Origin of the sequence: Streptomyces sp. XM83C (genome assembly GCF_023072675.1) — a bacterium.
Taxonomy (GTDB): Bacteria; Actinomycetota; Actinomycetes; order Streptomycetales; family Streptomycetaceae; genus Streptomyces; species Streptomyces thermocoprophilus.
Map to the genome: position 1 here is coordinate 1 of NZ_JALLGL010000020.1, position 16,218 is coordinate 16,218.

Annotated in this window: 12 protein-coding genes and 2 tRNA genes; 2 read left to right on the forward strand and 12 right to left on the reverse strand. The window is 72.8% G+C overall.

Translation table 11 applies throughout. From position 1 onward, the window contains the following. The 6 genes from MTQ10_RS04350 to leuS form a co-directional block, all read right to left on the reverse strand. Nucleotides 1-512, reverse strand: a 512-nt coding sequence (locus tag MTQ10_RS04350) for an arylamine N-acetyltransferase family protein (protein WP_374117564.1), incomplete at its 3' end; no start/stop codon positions are given. A 363-nt stretch (nt 513-875) separates the two neighbouring features. Further along, nucleotides 876-3,386, reverse strand: a complete 2,511-nt coding sequence (locus MTQ10_RS04355; protein WP_247462391.1) for a ComEC/Rec2 family competence protein — start codon at nt 3,384-3,386, stop codon at nt 876-878. Between the two features lie 377 nt (nt 3,387-3,763). Further along, nucleotides 3,764-4,555, reverse strand: a complete 792-nt coding sequence (locus MTQ10_RS31585) for a helix-hairpin-helix domain-containing protein (protein WP_374117565.1) — start codon at nt 4,553-4,555, stop codon at nt 3,764-3,766. Between the two features lie 664 nt (nt 4,556-5,219). Beyond that, nucleotides 5,220-6,065, reverse strand: a complete 846-nt coding sequence (locus MTQ10_RS04365) for a DegV family protein (RefSeq protein WP_247462395.1) — start codon at nt 6,063-6,065, stop codon at nt 5,220-5,222. Between the two features lie 72 nt (nt 6,066-6,137). Then, nucleotides 6,138-6,887 (reverse strand): hypothetical protein, encoded by a 750-nt coding sequence (locus MTQ10_RS04370; protein WP_247462397.1) that lies wholly within the window; start codon nt 6,885-6,887, stop codon nt 6,138-6,140. A 515-nt stretch (nt 6,888-7,402) separates the two neighbouring features. Next, nucleotides 7,403-10,276 carry a leucine--tRNA ligase gene (gene leuS, locus MTQ10_RS04375; RefSeq protein ID WP_247462399.1) on the reverse strand — a complete coding sequence of 958 codons (2,874 nt, stop codon included), beginning with the start codon at nt 10,274-10,276 and terminating at the stop codon, nt 7,403-7,405. 410 nt (nt 10,277-10,686) lie between these two features. Between leuS and MTQ10_RS04380 the strand changes: the two genes are divergently transcribed. Both MTQ10_RS04380 and MTQ10_RS04385 read left to right on the forward strand, forming a co-directional pair. Beyond that, nucleotides 10,687-12,018 carry a cytochrome b/b6 domain-containing protein gene (locus tag MTQ10_RS04380; protein ID WP_247462401.1) on the forward strand — a complete coding sequence of 444 codons (1,332 nt, stop codon included), beginning with the start codon at nt 10,687-10,689 and terminating at the stop codon, nt 12,016-12,018. Further along, complete coding sequence (locus tag MTQ10_RS04385; protein WP_247462403.1) at nt 12,015-13,628, forward strand: NADH-ubiquinone oxidoreductase-F iron-sulfur binding region domain-containing protein; 1,614 nt, start codon at nt 12,015-12,017, stop codon at nt 13,626-13,628. The genes MTQ10_RS04380 and MTQ10_RS04385 overlap by 4 nt, the downstream gene beginning before the upstream one ends. A gap of 254 nt (nt 13,629-13,882) precedes the next feature. On the opposite strand, the gene MTQ10_RS04390 is transcribed toward MTQ10_RS04385, so the two are convergent. The 6 genes from MTQ10_RS04390 to rsfS all read right to left on the reverse strand — a co-directional run bounded on the left by MTQ10_RS04390 (nt 13,883) and on the right by rsfS (nt 16,170). Beyond that, nucleotides 13,883-13,955: transfer RNA gene (locus MTQ10_RS04390), tRNA-Ala, on the reverse strand. A 112-nt stretch (nt 13,956-14,067) separates the two neighbouring features. Continuing rightward, the gene (locus MTQ10_RS04395; RefSeq protein ID WP_003976229.1) at nt 14,068-14,301 is read right to left on the reverse strand and encodes a hypothetical protein; all 234 of its coding nucleotides are present in this window, start codon (nt 14,299-14,301) and stop codon (nt 14,068-14,070) included. 3 nt (nt 14,302-14,304) lie between these two features. Then, nucleotides 14,305-14,478 carry a hypothetical protein gene (locus tag MTQ10_RS04400; protein ID WP_247462405.1) on the reverse strand — a complete coding sequence of 58 codons (174 nt, stop codon included), beginning with the start codon at nt 14,476-14,478 and terminating at the stop codon, nt 14,305-14,307. A gap of 385 nt (nt 14,479-14,863) precedes the next feature. Continuing rightward, nucleotides 14,864-14,936, reverse strand: a tRNA-Ala gene (locus MTQ10_RS04405). Nucleotides 14,937-15,055: 119 nt separating this feature from the next. After that, nucleotides 15,056-15,733, reverse strand: coding sequence for a histidine phosphatase family protein (locus tag MTQ10_RS04410; RefSeq protein WP_247462408.1), 678 nt, complete (start codon nt 15,731-15,733; stop codon nt 15,056-15,058). Further along, nucleotides 15,724-16,170, reverse strand: coding sequence for a ribosome silencing factor (rsfS, locus tag MTQ10_RS04415; RefSeq protein WP_247462410.1), 447 nt, complete (start codon nt 16,168-16,170; stop codon nt 15,724-15,726). Before rsfS ends, MTQ10_RS04410 begins: the two co-directional genes overlap by 10 nt. Nucleotides 16,171-16,218: the final 48 nt, after the last annotated feature.

A 16,218-nucleotide genomic window follows, 5' to 3' on the forward strand; every position in this document is an offset into this window, starting at 1 on the left:
GTGTTCCGCATCGCTCCGGCCGCGTCCGGTGCGGCCGGAGCGATGCGGAACACACCGCCCGGGTCGGTCTGTTCACCCCGCTCCGCGAACCGCAGCGGGTAGTGGCTGTGCGCGCCGAACCCCACATCGGCCAGCCAGTCGCCCCCGTCCGCCGTCCGCACCCGCAGCGCCATGTGGTCGTACGGCACCCCGAGCCGCTCCCCCTCCCCGTACACACGCGCCGCCAGCGGCCACACCTCGAAGCCCAGCGCCGCCAGCAACGCCCCGAACGCGCCGTTGAGTTCGTAGCAGAACCCTCCCCGCCGCGCCCCGACCACCTTCTCCACCAGCCGCTTCTCGTCGAGCACGATCTCCTCGCCGAGATGCACCGACAGGTTCTCGAACGGCACGGCGACCAGATGCCGCAGGTGCAGCTCCCGCAACACCTCGTCCGTGGGCCGCTCCGAGGACCGCTCCACCCCCAGCCGGCGGAGATAGGCATCGACCTGCATCGCATCCAAGACCGTGTCCATGGCCCCAGTCTGCCGCCCCACACCACCCCAGCGACCCCGACCGCCGCCACCCGCACCACCCGCCCGGCCACGCCCGGGGACCGGGCGGGTGGTGCCGTGCTCGCCGACGCCCGCGTCCGACCACCAGGCGCTCAACCGCCCCGGCAGCAGCACCGGCCGTCGACCGCCCCGGCATCCCGCCGTACCGGATGGCCATGGCCCCAAGCGCCGCCCACCCGAGCAGCCCCGGCCGGCCGACGCCACCCACACCAGACGCCCGACCACATCCGGACCCGGACCACCCGGCGCTCATCGACCGCCCCGGCATCCCGCCCGTCGCGGATGGCCATGACCCGACTGCCGGGCACCGGCGGGGACCGGGGGTCAGTCCGTCGTCACCCGCAGTCGGCCGTCCTCGGTCGTGACCGCCAGTGCTCCGTCGCGGTCCGTGCGGAGCACCGTCGCACCCCGGGCCCGCAGGGCCTCCACCGTGCCGGGCGCCGGATGCCCGTACGGGTTGCCGGCCCCGGCAGAAACGAGCGCCAGCCTGGGTGCCGCCACCCGCATCAGGCCCGGGTCCTGGTACGCGGAGCCGTGGTGGGCCACCTTCAGCACGTCCACTCCGGCGAGCTGTGCGGCTGCCGGCGATCTCAGCAGTGCCCGCTGGGCGGGTGGTTCCAGGTCGCCGAGGAGCAGCATCCGCAGGCCGCCGGAGCGCACGAGCAGGGTCACGCTCGCGTCGTTCGGCCCGTCGGGCGTCGGCCCGAACGCCTCCGCGGCCCCGCCGGGCGGCCACAGCACCTCCCAGTCGAGGTCACCGGCCCGCCGCCGTTCACCGGCCGCCGCCCGGGTGAGCGGGATGTGTCGTCGCTTCGCCTCCTTCCGTACGAACTCCACCTGGTCCCAGGGCTCTTCGAGGCCGGTCGTCTCGATCGCGCCGACCTGACGGCCGTGCAGCACCCCCGGCAGGCCCGCGGCATGGTCGGCGTGGAAGTGCGTCAGTACGACCAGCGGGATCCGGGTGACGCCGAGCCGGTGCAGGCACCCGTCCACGGCTGCCGGCTCGGGCCCCGCGTCCACCACCACGCCGGTGCCCTTCCCCGCCGCGAGCACCACCGCGTCGCCCTGCCCCACGTCGCACATCACCAGCCGCCAGCCCGACGGCGGCCAGCCCGTGATCACCCTGGTCAGCGGCGGAGGCTGCACCACGGCCAGCACCAGCAGCAGACCACAGGCACCGCACAGCCACGGATGCCGGAGCAGTCTGCGGGCGGCCGGTACGAGCGCCACCGTGACGAGGGCGAGCAGCAGCGCGCCCCACCAGTGGCCCGGCCAGTGCACTCCCCCGCCGGGCAGCGCCGCCCCGGTCCGGGCGATGCCGGCGACCCATCCGGCGGGCCAACCCGCGCACCAGGCCAACGCCTCGGCGACCGGCATCGCCCAGGGTGCGCAGGCCAGTGCCGCGAACCCGAGCACCGTGGCCGGCGCGACCGCGAACTCCGCGAGCAGATTGCACGGCACCGCCACCAGGCTCACCCGCGCCGACAGCACCGCCACCACCGGGGCGCACACCGCCTGAGCGGCCGCCGCCGCGGCCAGCGCCTCCGCCGCCCGGGCCGGCACCCGGCGCCGCCGCAGCGCGGCGCTCCACCGGGGCGCCAGCGTGAGCAGGGCGCCCGTGGCCAGCACGGACAGCAGGAAGCCGTAACTGCGGGCCAGCCACGGGTCGTACAGCACCAGCAGCAGTACGGCCGTAGCCAGCGCCGGAAGCAGTGATCTGCGCCGCCCCGTGGCCAGCGCCAGCAGCGCCACGCCCCCGCAGGCCGCCGCGCGCAGCACACTCGGGTCGGGCCGGCACACGAGCACGAACCCGAGCGTGAGCACCGCACCGAACACCGCCGTCGCCCGCAGGGTGAGGCCCAGGCGGGGCGCGGCGCCCCGGCGTTCGGCGCGCTGCGCGAGTCCCGGCGGGCCCAGGAGCAGCGCGAGGACGATGGTGAGGTTGCTGCCGGAGACGGCGAGCACGTGCGCGAGGTCCGTCTCCTTGAACGCCGCGTCCAGGTCGGGTGTGATCCGCGCGGTGTCCCCGACGACCAGGCCGGGCAGCAAGGCCCGGGCGTCTTTCGGCAGGCCGTCGGTGGCCTCCCGCAGCCCGGCCCGCAGCCGTCCCGCGAACCGCTGCATGCGGGTCGGTTCCCCCTCGGTCCGCGGTACGGCGCCGGCGCGTAGCCGCAGCACGGCCGCGATGCGGTCACCGCCCGCCAACGGCGGTGCGAGCCGGCCGGTCACGCGCAGCCGGGTCGACGGCAGCAGCTCCAGCCATGGCGAACGCCCGGCCCTGTCGGCGCCTGCCGTTCGGCCCGACCGGACCGCCGGCACGATCACCAGCACCGGCGTGCGGACATGCTCCCGCCGGCCGTGCGCCGGGCGGACGGCGGTGACCTCCGCGTGCAGCACCACGGAAGGCGGCGCCATCCGGTCGCCGGTGACGCGGGGCCGGGTGAGCCGCGGGTCCGCGGTGACCTCCACGTCGGCGGTGACGGTGGCGTATCGTCGCGCCAGCTCCGGCACGGGGCCCCGCCGCAGGTCCGCGCCGTGCAGCCCCGCCGAGACGGCGGCCGTGGCGGTGCACAGCAGCACGGCGACGGCCGTCGCCCGCGACCACCCCGAGTGCCGTCCCCGCGAACCGTCGCCGGAGCGCCGACGCCCCACGGCCAGCGCGACCGCCACACCGAGGCACACGACCACCAGGCCCGCGACCGTGCCCGGCGACGCGTCCAGGGTGGCCGCCGCCGTCGCCCAGGCGGCCAGCGCGGGCGGCACGAGCCGCAGATCAGGCGGCCCCTCCTGCCGAGGATGCGCCACCCCCAGCCGCTTACCGGACGCCGCGTGCACCGCGTGCCGCCTCCCCGGCACAGGAACACCAGGAGTGCTGGGTGATCCGGATCTTCCCGGCCGGGCGGGTGCGGAGGAGGAGGACGGAGCGGCGTGGCCACCGGGCTCACCGGGCGGGCCGAGCGAGGCCGGCCCGCCAGAGGGGGCGGGGCCGCCGGGCCCACCGGCCGGATCGGGCATCCGTCCTCGGGAGGGGTGGCCCGGTGGCCCGGCGTCCCGTCGCTCGGAGAGCTGCCGCACCACGCCCGTAAACGCCGCTTCCCGCGACAACACAAACGCCGCCGGCACCGCCTGCCGCGCCCGCGCTCCCACGCCTCCCGTACCGCGCGGTTGCCCGCCCTGTCGGCCCGGTCGCCGCTCGGTGGCGTCGTCCCTGCTCACGGCCGTACCAGATTCCGCAGGTCGGCGAAGCGGCGTTCGCCGATGCCGTTGACTTCGCGCAGTTCGTCCACGGAGCGGAAACCGCCGTGCGCGGTGCGGTAGTCGACGATGTGCCGGGCGAGCACCGGTCCCACCCCGGGCAGTGTGTCGAGTTGCTCCACGGTCGCCGTGTTCAGGGAGATCGGCCCCGCCGGTCCGGTCGCCGCCCCGGCACCGCCCGGCGCCCCTGCCGTCGCGCCCGCCGGTACGCCCGGCCCGCCGCCCGTGGCCGGGGCCCCGACGACCACCTGCTCCCCGTCCACCAGGAAGCGGGCCCGGTTGAGGCTGGTCAGGTCCGTGCCGGGCTTCGCCCCGCCGGCCGCCTCCAGCGCGTCCGCCACCCGGGAACCGGCCGGCAGCCGGTGGATCCCGGGGTTCCGGACCTTGCCGCTGACGTCCACGACGATCTCCGCACCGCCGGAACCCGCAGCACCCGGACCTGCCGCGCCGGTCGGCGGGGCACCGGCCGTACCCGACTCGCCCTCCTCTCCGGGGCGCGCTTCTCCGGTTCCGCCGGACACGCCGCCCGCCTGCTCAGCGTCGGCCGTCCGCTCGCCGTAGGGCGCCGCCGCCCGCACCACCTCCGGCGCCTGCACAGTGTGCGTCCGCCCGCTCCAGAAGTGCTGCACGGCGAATCCCACGGCGACGACGAGCAGTACGGTCAGCGCGACCACGCTGCGCCGCTCCAGCCCGCAGCGCGTCTGGAGCCACAGCGGCATCCGCTCCCGTACGGCCGCCCCGATCCGCATCCGCCAGGTGCCTCCGGCGCGATCGGCCGGGCCTGTCTCCCCCGGCTCGTCCTCACCCGGCGTGCTCCCGCCCGGATGTGACACCCTTTCCGGTTCCGTCGCGGGATGCGGTCGGGCGGACGATGGCGGTCCCGCGCCCGACTCCCGCCAGGCATCGGCGCGTTGCCGGTGCTCCGGTCCGCTGACCGGGACACGGGCCGGAGGGTCCGCGCGGTCCGGATGATCTGTTAGAGCCAGATGATCCGTTCGGCCCGTATCGTCCGCACGGGCCGGTGCGCCTCCGGGCTCCTCTGCTCTCCGTCCCGGTGCGAACAGCGTTTGTGCGTACGTGTCTTCGCGTCCCGGCGCGAAGAGCATCTCCGCGCGGCGGCGTAGATGCTCCGCGTGTGCGTGCCGCTGCCGGGCGCGGCTCCGGGCGTGCGGTCGGCGGTGGCGTACGCGGCTGTCGGAGGCGCGGGAGCGGCCCGGACCGCTGGTGGCCGCAGTGGTGCGTGCGTGTGATCGAAGTGCCATGCCTCGAGGATGGGGCACTTCGCGACTTCTTGGTGATCTTGCTTGTTTTCCGGGGAAAACCGCGCAGTTGTGGATAACGTCGTCACTCGTGCGGGTGAACCGGGGGCAGGGCCCGCGGCCGGAGAGAGCACGAGGTGGGGCCGAGGTCGGATCACCGTGGCGAGACGACGACTCCCAGCAGTCCCGGTCCGGTGTGTGCGCCGATCACCGCGCCGACCTCGCTCACATGCAGGTCGGCCAGCCCGGGGACCCGGCTCTTGAGCCTCTCGGCGAGGGCGGTGGCCCGCTCGGGGGCGGCGAGATGGTGGACGGCGATGTCGACCGGGGCGCTGCCCGCCCTCTCGGCCACGAGTTCTTCCAGGCGGGCGATCGCCTTGGACGCCGTACGGACCTTCTCCAGCGGGCCGATGCGGCCGCCTTCCAGTTGCAGCAGGGGTTTGACGGCGAGCGCCGAGCCGAGCAGTGCCTGTGCGGCGCCGATCCGGCCGCCGCGGCGCAGATAGTCCAGGGTGTCGACGTAGAAGTAGGCGAAGGTGCCCGAGGCGCGTTTCTCCGCGGCGGTGACCGCCTCGTCGAGGGTGCCGCCGGCCTCCGCGGTCTCCGCCGCGGCGAGGGCGCAGAAGCCGAGCGCCATGGCGATCATGCCGGTGTCGACGACCCGGACCGGGACGGGCGCGTCGCGGGCCGCGATGACCGCGGCGTCGTAGGTGCCGGACAGCTCGGCCGACAGATGCAGGGAGACGATGCCGCTGGCGCCGGATTCGGCGACCTTGCGGTAGGTGTCGGCGAACTGTTGCGGGCTGGGCCGCGAGGTGGTGACGGGGCGTCGTTTCTGCAGGGCCTGGGCCAGGGAGCGGGTCGAGATCTCGGTGCCCTCTTCGAGTGCCCGGTCGCCGAGGACGACGGTCAGGGGTACCGCTGTGATGCCGTGGCGCTCCATCGTCCGCGGCGGCAGGTAGGCCGTTGAATCGGTGACGATCGCGACATGGCGGGACATGAGCTGGAGGTTACCTGGCGTGGTGCGTGTGCGGCAGTCCGACCCCGTTCACCCGGGTCTGCCGGGCCGGGGTCATGACGTGCTCTCGGGCCGGGGCTTCTTCTGCCAGGGGTAGGTCTGGCGCGGTGCGGGCGGTGTGATGGAGGGTCGCCGCGCCGGTTCTTCGGTGGGCCGGCCGGTCTGCTCCCCGGCGGACGGGCCGGTCTCCGGCCAGGTCTGCCGGTGGGTCGGCGGGTCGGCGGGCGGGGCCTCGGGCCAGGGCCGGGGCGGCTCGTCGGAGGTGGTCCAGTGGCGCAGTGCGCCGGCCTCCACGTCGATCTGGGCGCTCAGGGCGTCGAGGTCGTCGTCGGCGAAGCGGCGGGCCCGGTCGCGGGCCGCCCAGCGCAGGGAGTCCGCGGAGTGTGTGATGCGCTCGGTGCGCTCGCGCAGCTCGGGCAGCCGGGCGGCGAGGGTCGCTCGGTCGGGTTCGGACTCCAGGCGTTTGAGTTCGTCGTCGAGCTCGTGCCCGTGCACGCTGAGCCGCTCGAACAGGCCCAGGGACTCCTTGAGGGACGCGTCCCCGGCGACGGCCGCGTGCAGCGCGTCCTGGGTGGCGCGCATGGAGGTGCGCAGCTTCAGCCGGAGCTGGGCGATCTCGCCGACGGGGCCGGGCTGGGCCAGCGACTTGGCGCGCAGGGTGTGGTCCTCGACGGTGCGGCGGGCCTGGGTCAAGGTGCGGTCCACGCCGCGTTTGGCGGCGCCGATCGCTTTGACCGTGGCGTATGTGCCGAGGGCGACGAAGAGCACGAAGAGCAGGGCGAAGACGGCTAGGACTGCTTCCACGACTCTCCTCCTCCGGCCCGCGGCACCTGCCACGCCGCTCTTCCACGGTAAACGCAACGGGCAGGCCCGGGGTTCCGGAAAAACCCCGAACCTGCCCGTAGGGGAACACCCGGAGCGGACGCGCACACCCCCCGACTCGACCGGCCGGCCGACACCCCGCCGGCCCGACCGGCCAGCCGTAAGCACGAGGGCCCGGGAGCGCCCACCGCACGCTGCACGCTCGCCGGCCCGACCGGCCAGCCGTCACCGCACGAGGGCCCGGGAGCGCCCACCGCACGCGGCACGCTCGTCGGCGCGTCGGCGAGCCGACACCGCGCGCAGACTCTGAGCCGTCACCGCGCGCAGCCCCCGGCCGACCCTCACGCGACCCCGACCAGCCACCTCACGCGGCCCCCGGCCACCTCACGCGGCCCCGACCAGCCACCTCACGCGGCCCCGACCAGCCACCTCACGCGGCCCCCGGCCACCTCACGCGACCCCGACCAGCCACCTCACGCGGCCCCGGCCCGCTCACCTCACGCAGGAACGATGTTCACCAGCTTCGGCGCCCGCACGATCACCTTGCGGATGCCGGCGCCGCCCAGCGCGGCGACGACCTTCTCGTCGGCCAGCGCCACCTTCTCCAGTTCCTCCTCGGAGATGGCCGGCGGCACCTCCAGACGGGCCTTCACCTTGCCCTTGACCTGGACGACGCAGGTGACGGTCTCGTCGACGACGTACGCCGGGTCGGCGACGGGGAAGTCCTGGTGGACGACGGAGTCGGTGTGGCCCAGCTTGCGCCACAGTTCCTCGGCGATGTGCGGGGCCAGCGGCGCGACCATCAGCACCAGGGCCTCGGCGACCGGCCGGGAGACCGGGCCGCCCGCCTTGGTCAGGTGGTTGTTCAGCTCGGTGACCTTGGCGATGGCGGTGTTGAAGCGCATGCCCTCCAGGTCGCCGCGGACGCCGTCGATCGCCTTGTGCAGGGCGCGCAGGGTGTCCTCGTCGGGCTCGGCGTCGGTGACGGTGACCTCGCCGGTGTTCTCGTCGACGATGTTGCGCCACAGCCGCTGCAACAGCCGGAACTGGCCGACGACCGCGCGCGTGTCCCAGGGGCGGGAGACGTCCAGCGGGCCCATCGCCATCTCGTACAGGCGCAGGGTGTCGGCGCCGTACTCGGCGCAGATCTCGTCCGGCGTCACGGCGTTCTTCAGGGACTTGCCCATCTTGCCCAGCAGGCGGGTGACCTTCTCGCCGTTGTACCAGTAGGCGCCGTCGCGTTCCTCGACCTCGGCGGCCGGTACGGCGATGCCGCGGCTGTCGCGGTAGACGTACGCCTGGATCATGCCCTGGTTGAACAGCTTGTGGAACGGCTCCGCGGAGGAGACGTGTCCCAGGTCGTACAGGACCTTGGACCAGAAGCGGGCGTACAGCAGGTGCAGCACGGCGTGCTCGGCGCCGCCGACGTACAGGTCGACGCCGCCGTGCGGCAGGCCCTCGCGGGGGCCCATCCAGTACTGCTCGATCTCCGGGTCGACCAGCTGCTCGCTGTTGTGCGGGTCCAGGTAGCGCAGTTCGTACCAGCAGGAGCCGGCCCAGTTGGGCATGGTGTTGGTCTCGCGGCGGTACTTCTTCGGGCCGTCGCCCAGGTCCAGGGTGACATTGACCCAGTCCTCGTTGCGGGACAGGGGCGTCTCGGGCTGGGTGTCGGCGTCGTCCGGGTCGAAGGTGCGCGGGCTGTAGTCCTCGACCTCGGGCAGCTCCAGCGGCAGCATCGACTCGGGCAGCGCGTGGGCGATGCCGTCCTCGTCGTAGACGATGGGGAAGGGCTCGCCCCAGTAGCGCTGGCGGCTGAACAGCCAGTCGCGCAGCCGGTAGTTGACGGTGCCCTCGCCGATGCCCTGGGACTCCAGCCAGGCGGTGATACGGGCCTTGGCCTCGGTGACGCCCAGGCCGTCCAGGGAGACGCCGGCGCCCGACGAGTTGATGATCTTGGCGTCGTAGGAGGCGAACGCGTCGTCCCAGGCTGCCGGGTCGGTGCCGCGGTCGTCGGTCGGTTCCACGACGCAGCGGATCGGCAGTTCGAAGGCGCGCGCGAAGGCGAAGTCGCGGCTGTCGTGGGCGGGGACGGCCATGATCGCGCCGGTGCCGTAGCCCATCAGGACATAGTCGGCGATGAAGACGGGGATCCGCTCGCCGTTGACCGGGTTGGTCGCGTACGCGCCGGTGAAGACGCCGGTCTTGTCCTTGGCCTCGGCCTGCCGTTCGACGTCGGACTTGGCCGCGGCCTGGGCGCGGTAGGCGGCGACGGCGTCGGCGGGCGTGGCGTGGCCGCCGGTCCACACGTCGTGGGTGCCCTCGGGCCAGGCGGCCGGGGTGAACTTGTCGACCAGCGGGTGCTCGGGCGCCAGCACCATGTAGGTGGCGCCGAACAGGGTGTCGGGGCGGGTGGTGAAGACGGTGATCTTCTCGTCGCCGACGGGGAAGTCGACGCGGGCGCCCTCGGAGCGGCCGATCCAGTTGCGCTGCTGGAGCTTGATGGCCTCGGGCCAGTCCAGCTCCTCCAGGTCCTCCAGCAGCCGGTCGGCGTAGGCGGTGATGCGCATGTTCCACTGGCGCAGCTTGGCCTTGAAGACCGGGTAGTTGCCGCGTTCGGAGCGGCCGTCGGCGGTGACCTCCTCGTTGGCCAGGACAGTGCCCAGGCCGGGGCACCAGTTGACCGGGGCGTCGGAGGCGTAGGCCAGGCGGTACTCGCCCAGGATGTCGGCGCGCTCGGTGTCGCTCAGTTCGCTCCACGCGCGCGTGGTGCCCGGGACGGGGCGCTCACCGGATGCGAACTGGGCGATCAGCTCGGAGATCGGGCGGGCCTTCTTCGCCTCGGGGTCGTACCAGGAGTTGAAGATCTGCAGGAAGATCCACTGGGTCCACTTGTAGTAGTCCGGGTCGATCGTGGCGAAGGACCGGCGCTTGTCGTGGCCCAGGCCCAGCCGGCGCAGCTGGGCCTTCATGTTCTCGATGTTGGCCTCGGTGGACACACGGGGGTGCGTGCCCGTCTGCACGGCGTACTGCTCGGCGGGCAGGCCGAAGGCGTCGAAGCCCAGGGTGTGCAGGACGTTGTGGCCGGTCATCCGCTGGAAGCGGGCGTAGACGTCGGTGGCGATGTAGCCCAGGGGGTGGCCGACGTGCAGGCCCGCACCGGACGGGTACGGGAACATGTCCATGATGAACTTCTTCGGCTTGGCGACCGTCTCGGGGTCGCCCGCCAGGTCGCCCTTGGGGTTGGGCGCGGCGTAGGTGCCCTCGGCGTCCCAGAAGTCCTGCCAGCGTGCCTCGATGTCGGCGGCCATGGCGGCCGTGTAGCGGTGCGGCGCTGCCACGTCCGAAGCGGCAGCGGGGTTCGTCTCGCTCATGATCCTTTAAGCTCCATCGATCGTCTCTGCCTGCGCTTCACTCAAGAAACGAAAAATCCCCTCGCACAGGAGGGGACGCCGCGCCGACTCCGACCACTCTCACCGGTGGTCGGGACTGATCAGCGCGGCTCGCTAAGCAGAAGGCGTACGGCACGCATGGCGTCAGGGTACCGCACCGGTTGAGCAAGCCGCGAAGGTCTTCCGTACGCCTAGGGAGACACCGTGTCCACACCCGCACCCACTGACTCGAGTTCAAGGATTACTTCGCGTAACACCCCCTACCGGGACAACGCAACGACCCCATTGTCCTTTGATAACAACGCAATAACCGAAACCTCGTACTGATCGGTACGGCGCGACCTAGAGTGCGGCGCGGGACCGCTCACCCGAACTGCTCGGAGTTGCCCCCCATGAACCCTCGTCGTAGTACCAGCTCGCTTCCCCGGCCCGGCCGCTCGGCCTATGGGGTGGCGTCAGCTGTCGTTCTGCTGCTCATACCCGTGATCGTGCTGGCAGGAGGCGACCGTGTCCGTGAGTTCCTGAACTTCGGCGCGGGAGTGCTCTCCCTCGTCTCGCTGAGCTGCTCGGTGATCTGGGGCCTGGTCGCCCAGGACCGGCTGTTGCTCAACACCCGCCAGCGGATCATCGGGCAGGCGGTGCACCGGACGACCGCGGTGGCCTCGATCGCGTTCCTCCTGGTGCACATCACGGTCAAGGTCGCCCTGGAGCACACCGAGCTGATCGCCGCGATCATCCCGTTCTCGCTCGGCGTCACCGGCACCGCCGGGCTGATCGGCCTCGGCTCCCTGGCCGGCCTACTGATGATCTTCGTGGGCGTCACCGGCGCACTGCGCAGCGCGTTCGCCTCCCCGGCGCCTGTCGCCGCCCGCTGGCGGGCCATGCACATGCTGGCCTACCCGGCGTGGTGCTTCGCGCTGATCCACGGCCTCTACGCGGGTCGACTGGCCAAGCCGATCTTCTTCGTCCTGTACGACCTGTCACTGCTCGGCGTGATCGCGGCCCTGGCCCTGCGGGCGGCGCCCCGCCGGGTGAAGCGGCGTGTCGCCGACCGGATCATGGCCGTTCTCGGCAGCGAGGAGCGGTCGGCGATCGACGATCTGGAGGCGAGCCGCGCGCGTGTCTCGGAGGCCGGCTCCTCGCTGCCGGGCTACGAGGGACGCCGCTCGTCACGCGACTCCGACAGGTCCGCCGGATCGTTCGCGGGGGCGCCCACCGCGCCGTACGCGGCGGCGTCCGGGCCGTCCTCGTTCGACGCCCCGGCGCAGGAGGAGCCCGCCTCGTCCGGGTTCGCCGCCGCCTACCGCGCGGTGAACTCACGCGCGCGTGGACGCGGCCAGTTCCCCGGCGACGCCGCTGCGCGCATGGACGCGCCTCCGGCCGCGCAGCCCACCCAGGCGATGCCGCGCGTCGACAGCGGCGGCAGCACCTCCGGGAGCTGGCCGATCCCGTCCCCGCCGCCGGTCGGCGAGGCCCCGCCGTCCGCGTACGACCCGCTGACCGACACCGGGTACACGATCCCCGCGTACGGCACCGCGGGCGGCACCGCCGGGTACGGCGGACGTGACGTGTACGACACCGGTGAGACGAACACGGGGTTCAGCACGTACAACCAGAACGACACGTACAACAGCGGTCCCGCAACCGAACCACTCCCCGGTGCGTCCTTCGACGCCCCGGGTTCGGGCGAACCTTGGAACATGCCTTCCGGAGGCTATAGGTGAACGAGGCCCTGCCCGACGTCCCAGAAGTCCGCGTGGTCGGCCTTCCGCAGCTCACGTCGGGCTTCGACCTTGTCGAACGGCTCGATCTGCCCATGCATCTGAAGGTGCACGGGCCGCTCGAGCCGATGGGCGGTGAGCAGCTCGCGCAGCTCGCCGAACGGATCAATCTCAGGGGCCGCGGCGGCGCCGGCTTCCCCTTCCACAAGAAGCTGCGGTCGGTCGCCGAGTCGGCGATCCGCCGCGGCGTCCGGCCGGTCGTCGTCGTCAACGGCAGCGAGGACGAACCGGCCTGCCGCAAGGACACGGTGCTCATCAACCGTGCCCCGCATCTCATCCTGGACGGCGCCCTGCTGTGTGCCGAGGCCCTGGGTGCCCGCACGCTCGTGGTGGGGGTCACCCGGGAGTCCACGCAGCGTTCGATGGAGGCCGCGCTCGCCGAACGCGGCCTGAACAACGGCCGCCGTTCGGCGCTCCGCGCGCGCGTGCAGCGCAACCCGGTGCGCATGGTCACCGGCGCCGCGGCGTCGCTGATCCGCTCCATCGACGGCGGCCCGGCCATCCCGCCCGGCCGGAAGATCAGCGCCTCGCAGAGCGGTGTGGGCGGCGCGCCGACCCTGCTGTCGAACGCGGAGACGTTCGCGCAGCTGGCCATCGCCGCCCGCATCGGCCCGGAGCGCTACGGCAACACCGGCCTGTACGACGAGCCGGGCACCGTCATGCTCACCGTGTCCGGCGCGGTGGCCCGCCCGATGGTGATCGAGGTCCCCACGGGTGTGCCGTTGCGCTACGTGCTGCAACTGGCGGGCGCCCCGCCGGTGCCGCAGGGTGTGCTGACGGGCGGCTATCACGGCAAGTGGATCGACGCGGCGACGGTGAACGAGGCCATCGTCTCCCGTAACTCGCTGGACGCGGTGGGCGGTTCGCTGGGCGCCGGCGCGATCCTGCCGATCAGTCAGGAGACGTGCCCGCTGGGCGAGTCGCTGCGGGTGGCGCAGTGGCTGGCGGAGGAGAGCGCGGGCCAGTGCGGCCCCTGCTATCTGGGGCTGCCGGCCGCCGCGCGCGGTATGCAGGACATCCTGAGCGGCGGCGGGCCGGCCGCGCTGGAGGCGCTCAAGCAGGTCGCGAAGAACGTCAAGCGGCGCGGCGCGTGCTCGCATCCGGACGGTTCGGCGATGTTCCTGGAGTCGACCATCAAGGCGTTCACCGACGACCTGGCCGCCCATGTCCTCGGCAACGGCTGTGGACGGCCCGTGGAAGGCGTTCTGCCGCTCTTCGAGGGAGGCAGGGCACCTACGGGCATCCCGGGCGGCGGAGAGCCCGAGGAGACCGGTCCCAGCCGTCAGAAGATCTACGTCGACTGGACCCTGTGCCGGGGGCACGGCCTGTGCGCGGACATCCTGCCGGAGGTCTTCCAGCTCGGCGCGGACGGTTTCCCGACGGTGGCGCAGGCGAAGGTGCCTCGGTACGCGGAGGCGAAGGCGCTGCGCGCGGTGCGCCGCTGCCCGGCTCTGGCGCTGCGCATCGAGGAGGACACACGCGCGCAGGGCGAGTCGCGCAGCAATCTGCCGGTGCTGTCCCAGGGGCGCGGCAGGCGGGCCCTGGGCCGCTGAGCGCGGACGCGGGAACCCAGGAAGGGCAACGGCCCGCTCCCCGGCAAGGGGGGCGGGCCGTTCCTCGTCGCGGGGCACGCGGGCGCCGCAGTGGTGCCGCCGACGTCGTCCGGGGAGCGCGGCCTGGCGCGTACGGTCGCCGGGAAGCGCGGCCTGTCGTCGCCGCGGCGTCCGTCATGTGCGGGAACACGCGAGGGCGCACGGAAACACCGAGGGCGGGTCACCCTTTCCGGATGACCCGCCCTCGACTGCTGTGGAGCTAAGGAGAATTGAACTCCTGACCTCTTGCATGCCATGCAAGCGCTCTACCAACTGAGCTATAGCCCCTTGTTGTGCCCCACCGGGTTTCCCCGGCGGTTTCGCCCGGTTCCCCCGGCGACGACGACAACATTACACGGTCCTGGGGGGTGAACACCAAATCGGTTCCCGGTGGCGGTCGTCACGCCGTCACGAACGAGTAGAACCGCTTCAGCGTGCAGTGCTCCTCCAGGAGCCGGCCGTAGATCGGTTCGCCCTCCAGCTCCCGGTATGTCTCGATCGGGTCGCCCTTTATGATCAGCGCCCGCGCGCATTCCTCGCACCAGTACTGGTAGTCGGGGTTGACCGGTTCCATGTCGCGGACGATCGGGGTGCCGCTGCCGCACCAGTCGCACTTTCGCCTGTGTGCACCCATCGCTCAGCTCCAGCTGTGGCCGCAGGCCGTGCACACGTAGGAGATCCCGCCGTTGTCACCGAGGACCTGGGCGACGTGCGCGGAACCGCAGGAAGGGCAGCTGAGCCGGGTCACCGTGTCCCGTGTCCAGCGTGCGTCGAAGAGGCCACCGACCTCTTCGAGGATGCTCGCAGGCATCACCACTCCCTCCCGTCGGGTCGCGCCCCCTTCCGGCCGTTTGATTCTGCCACGGCCGGGCCAATACGGTCAGCGACGCCTCAGTACCGGTCCGGACACAGCGCCCCGGGAGCTGCCGCCACGCGTGCGGGCGTGCTCGTGGAAACGCTTCCGCAGATGTATACGCCGGAAGGGCCCGGGTGACTCAAGCCTGCCCGGGGAGAGTCTGCCTCGGACGGCCGCCCGGCGCCGGCGACCGGCCCGCATCCGCGCCGCGCACCCCCATGCCCTCGTGGCCCTGTGCGGCGCGGCGGGCGTACCGGCTGGGAGGCAACGAAAAATCCCGCCCCCTGTGGGGACGGGATCCTCGTTCGTCGATCTCTGACGTTGCGCCAGAGTCTCTGTGTGGAGCTAAGGAGAATTGAACTCCTGACCTCCTGCATGCCATGCAGGCGCTCTACCAACTGAGCTATAGCCCCTTGTGTTCTTCCCGCTCGGCGGTGCGAACAAGAAGAACTTTAGCCTGCGACCTGCCAGAAAGTGAAATCCGGGGTCCGGCCCGCCCGCGGGGGCCGTCCGTCCCGCCCGGCGGGGCCCGTCAGTCGTCGTCGCCGAGGACCGGTTCCGGCAGGGTTCCGGCGTTGTGCTCCAGCAGACGCCAGCCGCGGGCACCTTCCCCGAGGACGGACCAGCAGCAGTTGGAGAGGCCGCCGAGGCTCTCCCAGTGCCGGCCCTCCAGACCGAGGAGTCGGCCGATGGTGGTGCGGATGGTCCCGCCGTGGCTGACGACGACGAGGGTGCCGTCGTCGGGCAGCTTCTCCGCGTGCCGCAGCACGACGGGCGCGGCCCGGTCGGCGACCTCGCTCTCCAGCTCACCGCCGCCGCGGCGCACCGGCTCGCCGCGCTTCCAGGCGGCGTACTCCTCGCCGTGGCGCTCGACGATCTCCTCGTGGGTGAGGCCCTGCCACACGCCCGCGTACGTCTCCCGCAGCGCCTCGTCGTGCGTGACCTCCAGGCCCGTCAGAGCGGCCAACTCGGCGGCAGTGCGGGCGGCCCGCTCGAGGTCGGAGGAGACGATCGCGTCGGGCCGCAGGGAGGCGAGCAGCCGGGCGGCGCGGCGGGCCTGGGCGACGCCGGTCTCGGTCAGCTCGACGTCGGTGGTGCCCTGGAAGCGGCGCTCCACGTTCCACTGGGTCTGGCCGTGGCGCCACAGGATGATGCGGCGGCCCCGGTCCGGCTTGCCGGTGCTCACCTCACCGGTGGCGCTCACCGCCACTCACCGCCCAGCTCCGCCGCCTCCTCCGCGGCCTGCTGCTTGGCGTGCTCCTCGGCCTTGCCGCGGGTCGCCTTGGCGTCCTCGGGCAGGTCGAGCTCGGGGCAGTCCTTCCACAGCCGCTCGAGGGCGTAGAAGACGCGCTCCTCGCTGTGCTGGACGTGGACGACGATGTCGACGTAGTCGAGCAGGACCCAGCGGGCCTCGCGGTCGCCCTCGCGGCGTACCGGCTTGGCGCCGCGCTCCTTCAGCAGGCGCTCCTCGATCTCGTCGACGATGGCCTTCACCTGCCGGTCGTTGGGGGCGGACGCCAGGAGGAAGGCGTCCGTGATCGACAGGACGTCGCTGACGTCGTAGGCGATGATGTCGTGCGCGAGCTTGTCGGCCGCCGCCTGGGCGGCGGTGTTGATCAGCTCGAGGGAACGGTCGGTTGCGGTCACTGCAAGGCTTTCCGTCGGCGGTCGTTTGCCTTCCAGGGTCTCACGGAC

Excerpts from the sequence above, each read along its gene's own strand:
- MTQ10_RS04400 (WP_247462405.1), bottom strand. The coding sequence starts at position 14,478 with ATGCCTGCGAGCATCCTCGAAGAGGTCGGTGGCCTCTTCGACGCACGC.
- leuS (WP_247462399.1), bottom strand. The coding sequence starts at position 10,276 with ATGAGCGAGACGAACCCCGCTGCCGCTTCGGACGTGGCAGCGCCGCAC.
- MTQ10_RS04380 (WP_247462401.1), top strand. The coding sequence starts at position 10,687 with ATGAACCCTCGTCGTAGTACCAGCTCGCTTCCCCGGCCCGGCCGCTCG.
- MTQ10_RS04395 (WP_003976229.1), bottom strand. The coding sequence starts at position 14,301 with ATGGGTGCACACAGGCGAAAGTGCGACTGGTGCGGCAGCGGCACCCCG.
- MTQ10_RS04365 (WP_247462395.1), bottom strand. The coding sequence starts at position 6,065 with ATGTCCCGCCATGTCGCGATCGTCACCGATTCAACGGCCTACCTGCCG.
- MTQ10_RS31585 (WP_374117565.1), bottom strand. The coding sequence starts at position 4,555 with ATGCGGATCGGGGCGGCCGTACGGGAGCGGATGCCGCTGTGGCTCCAG.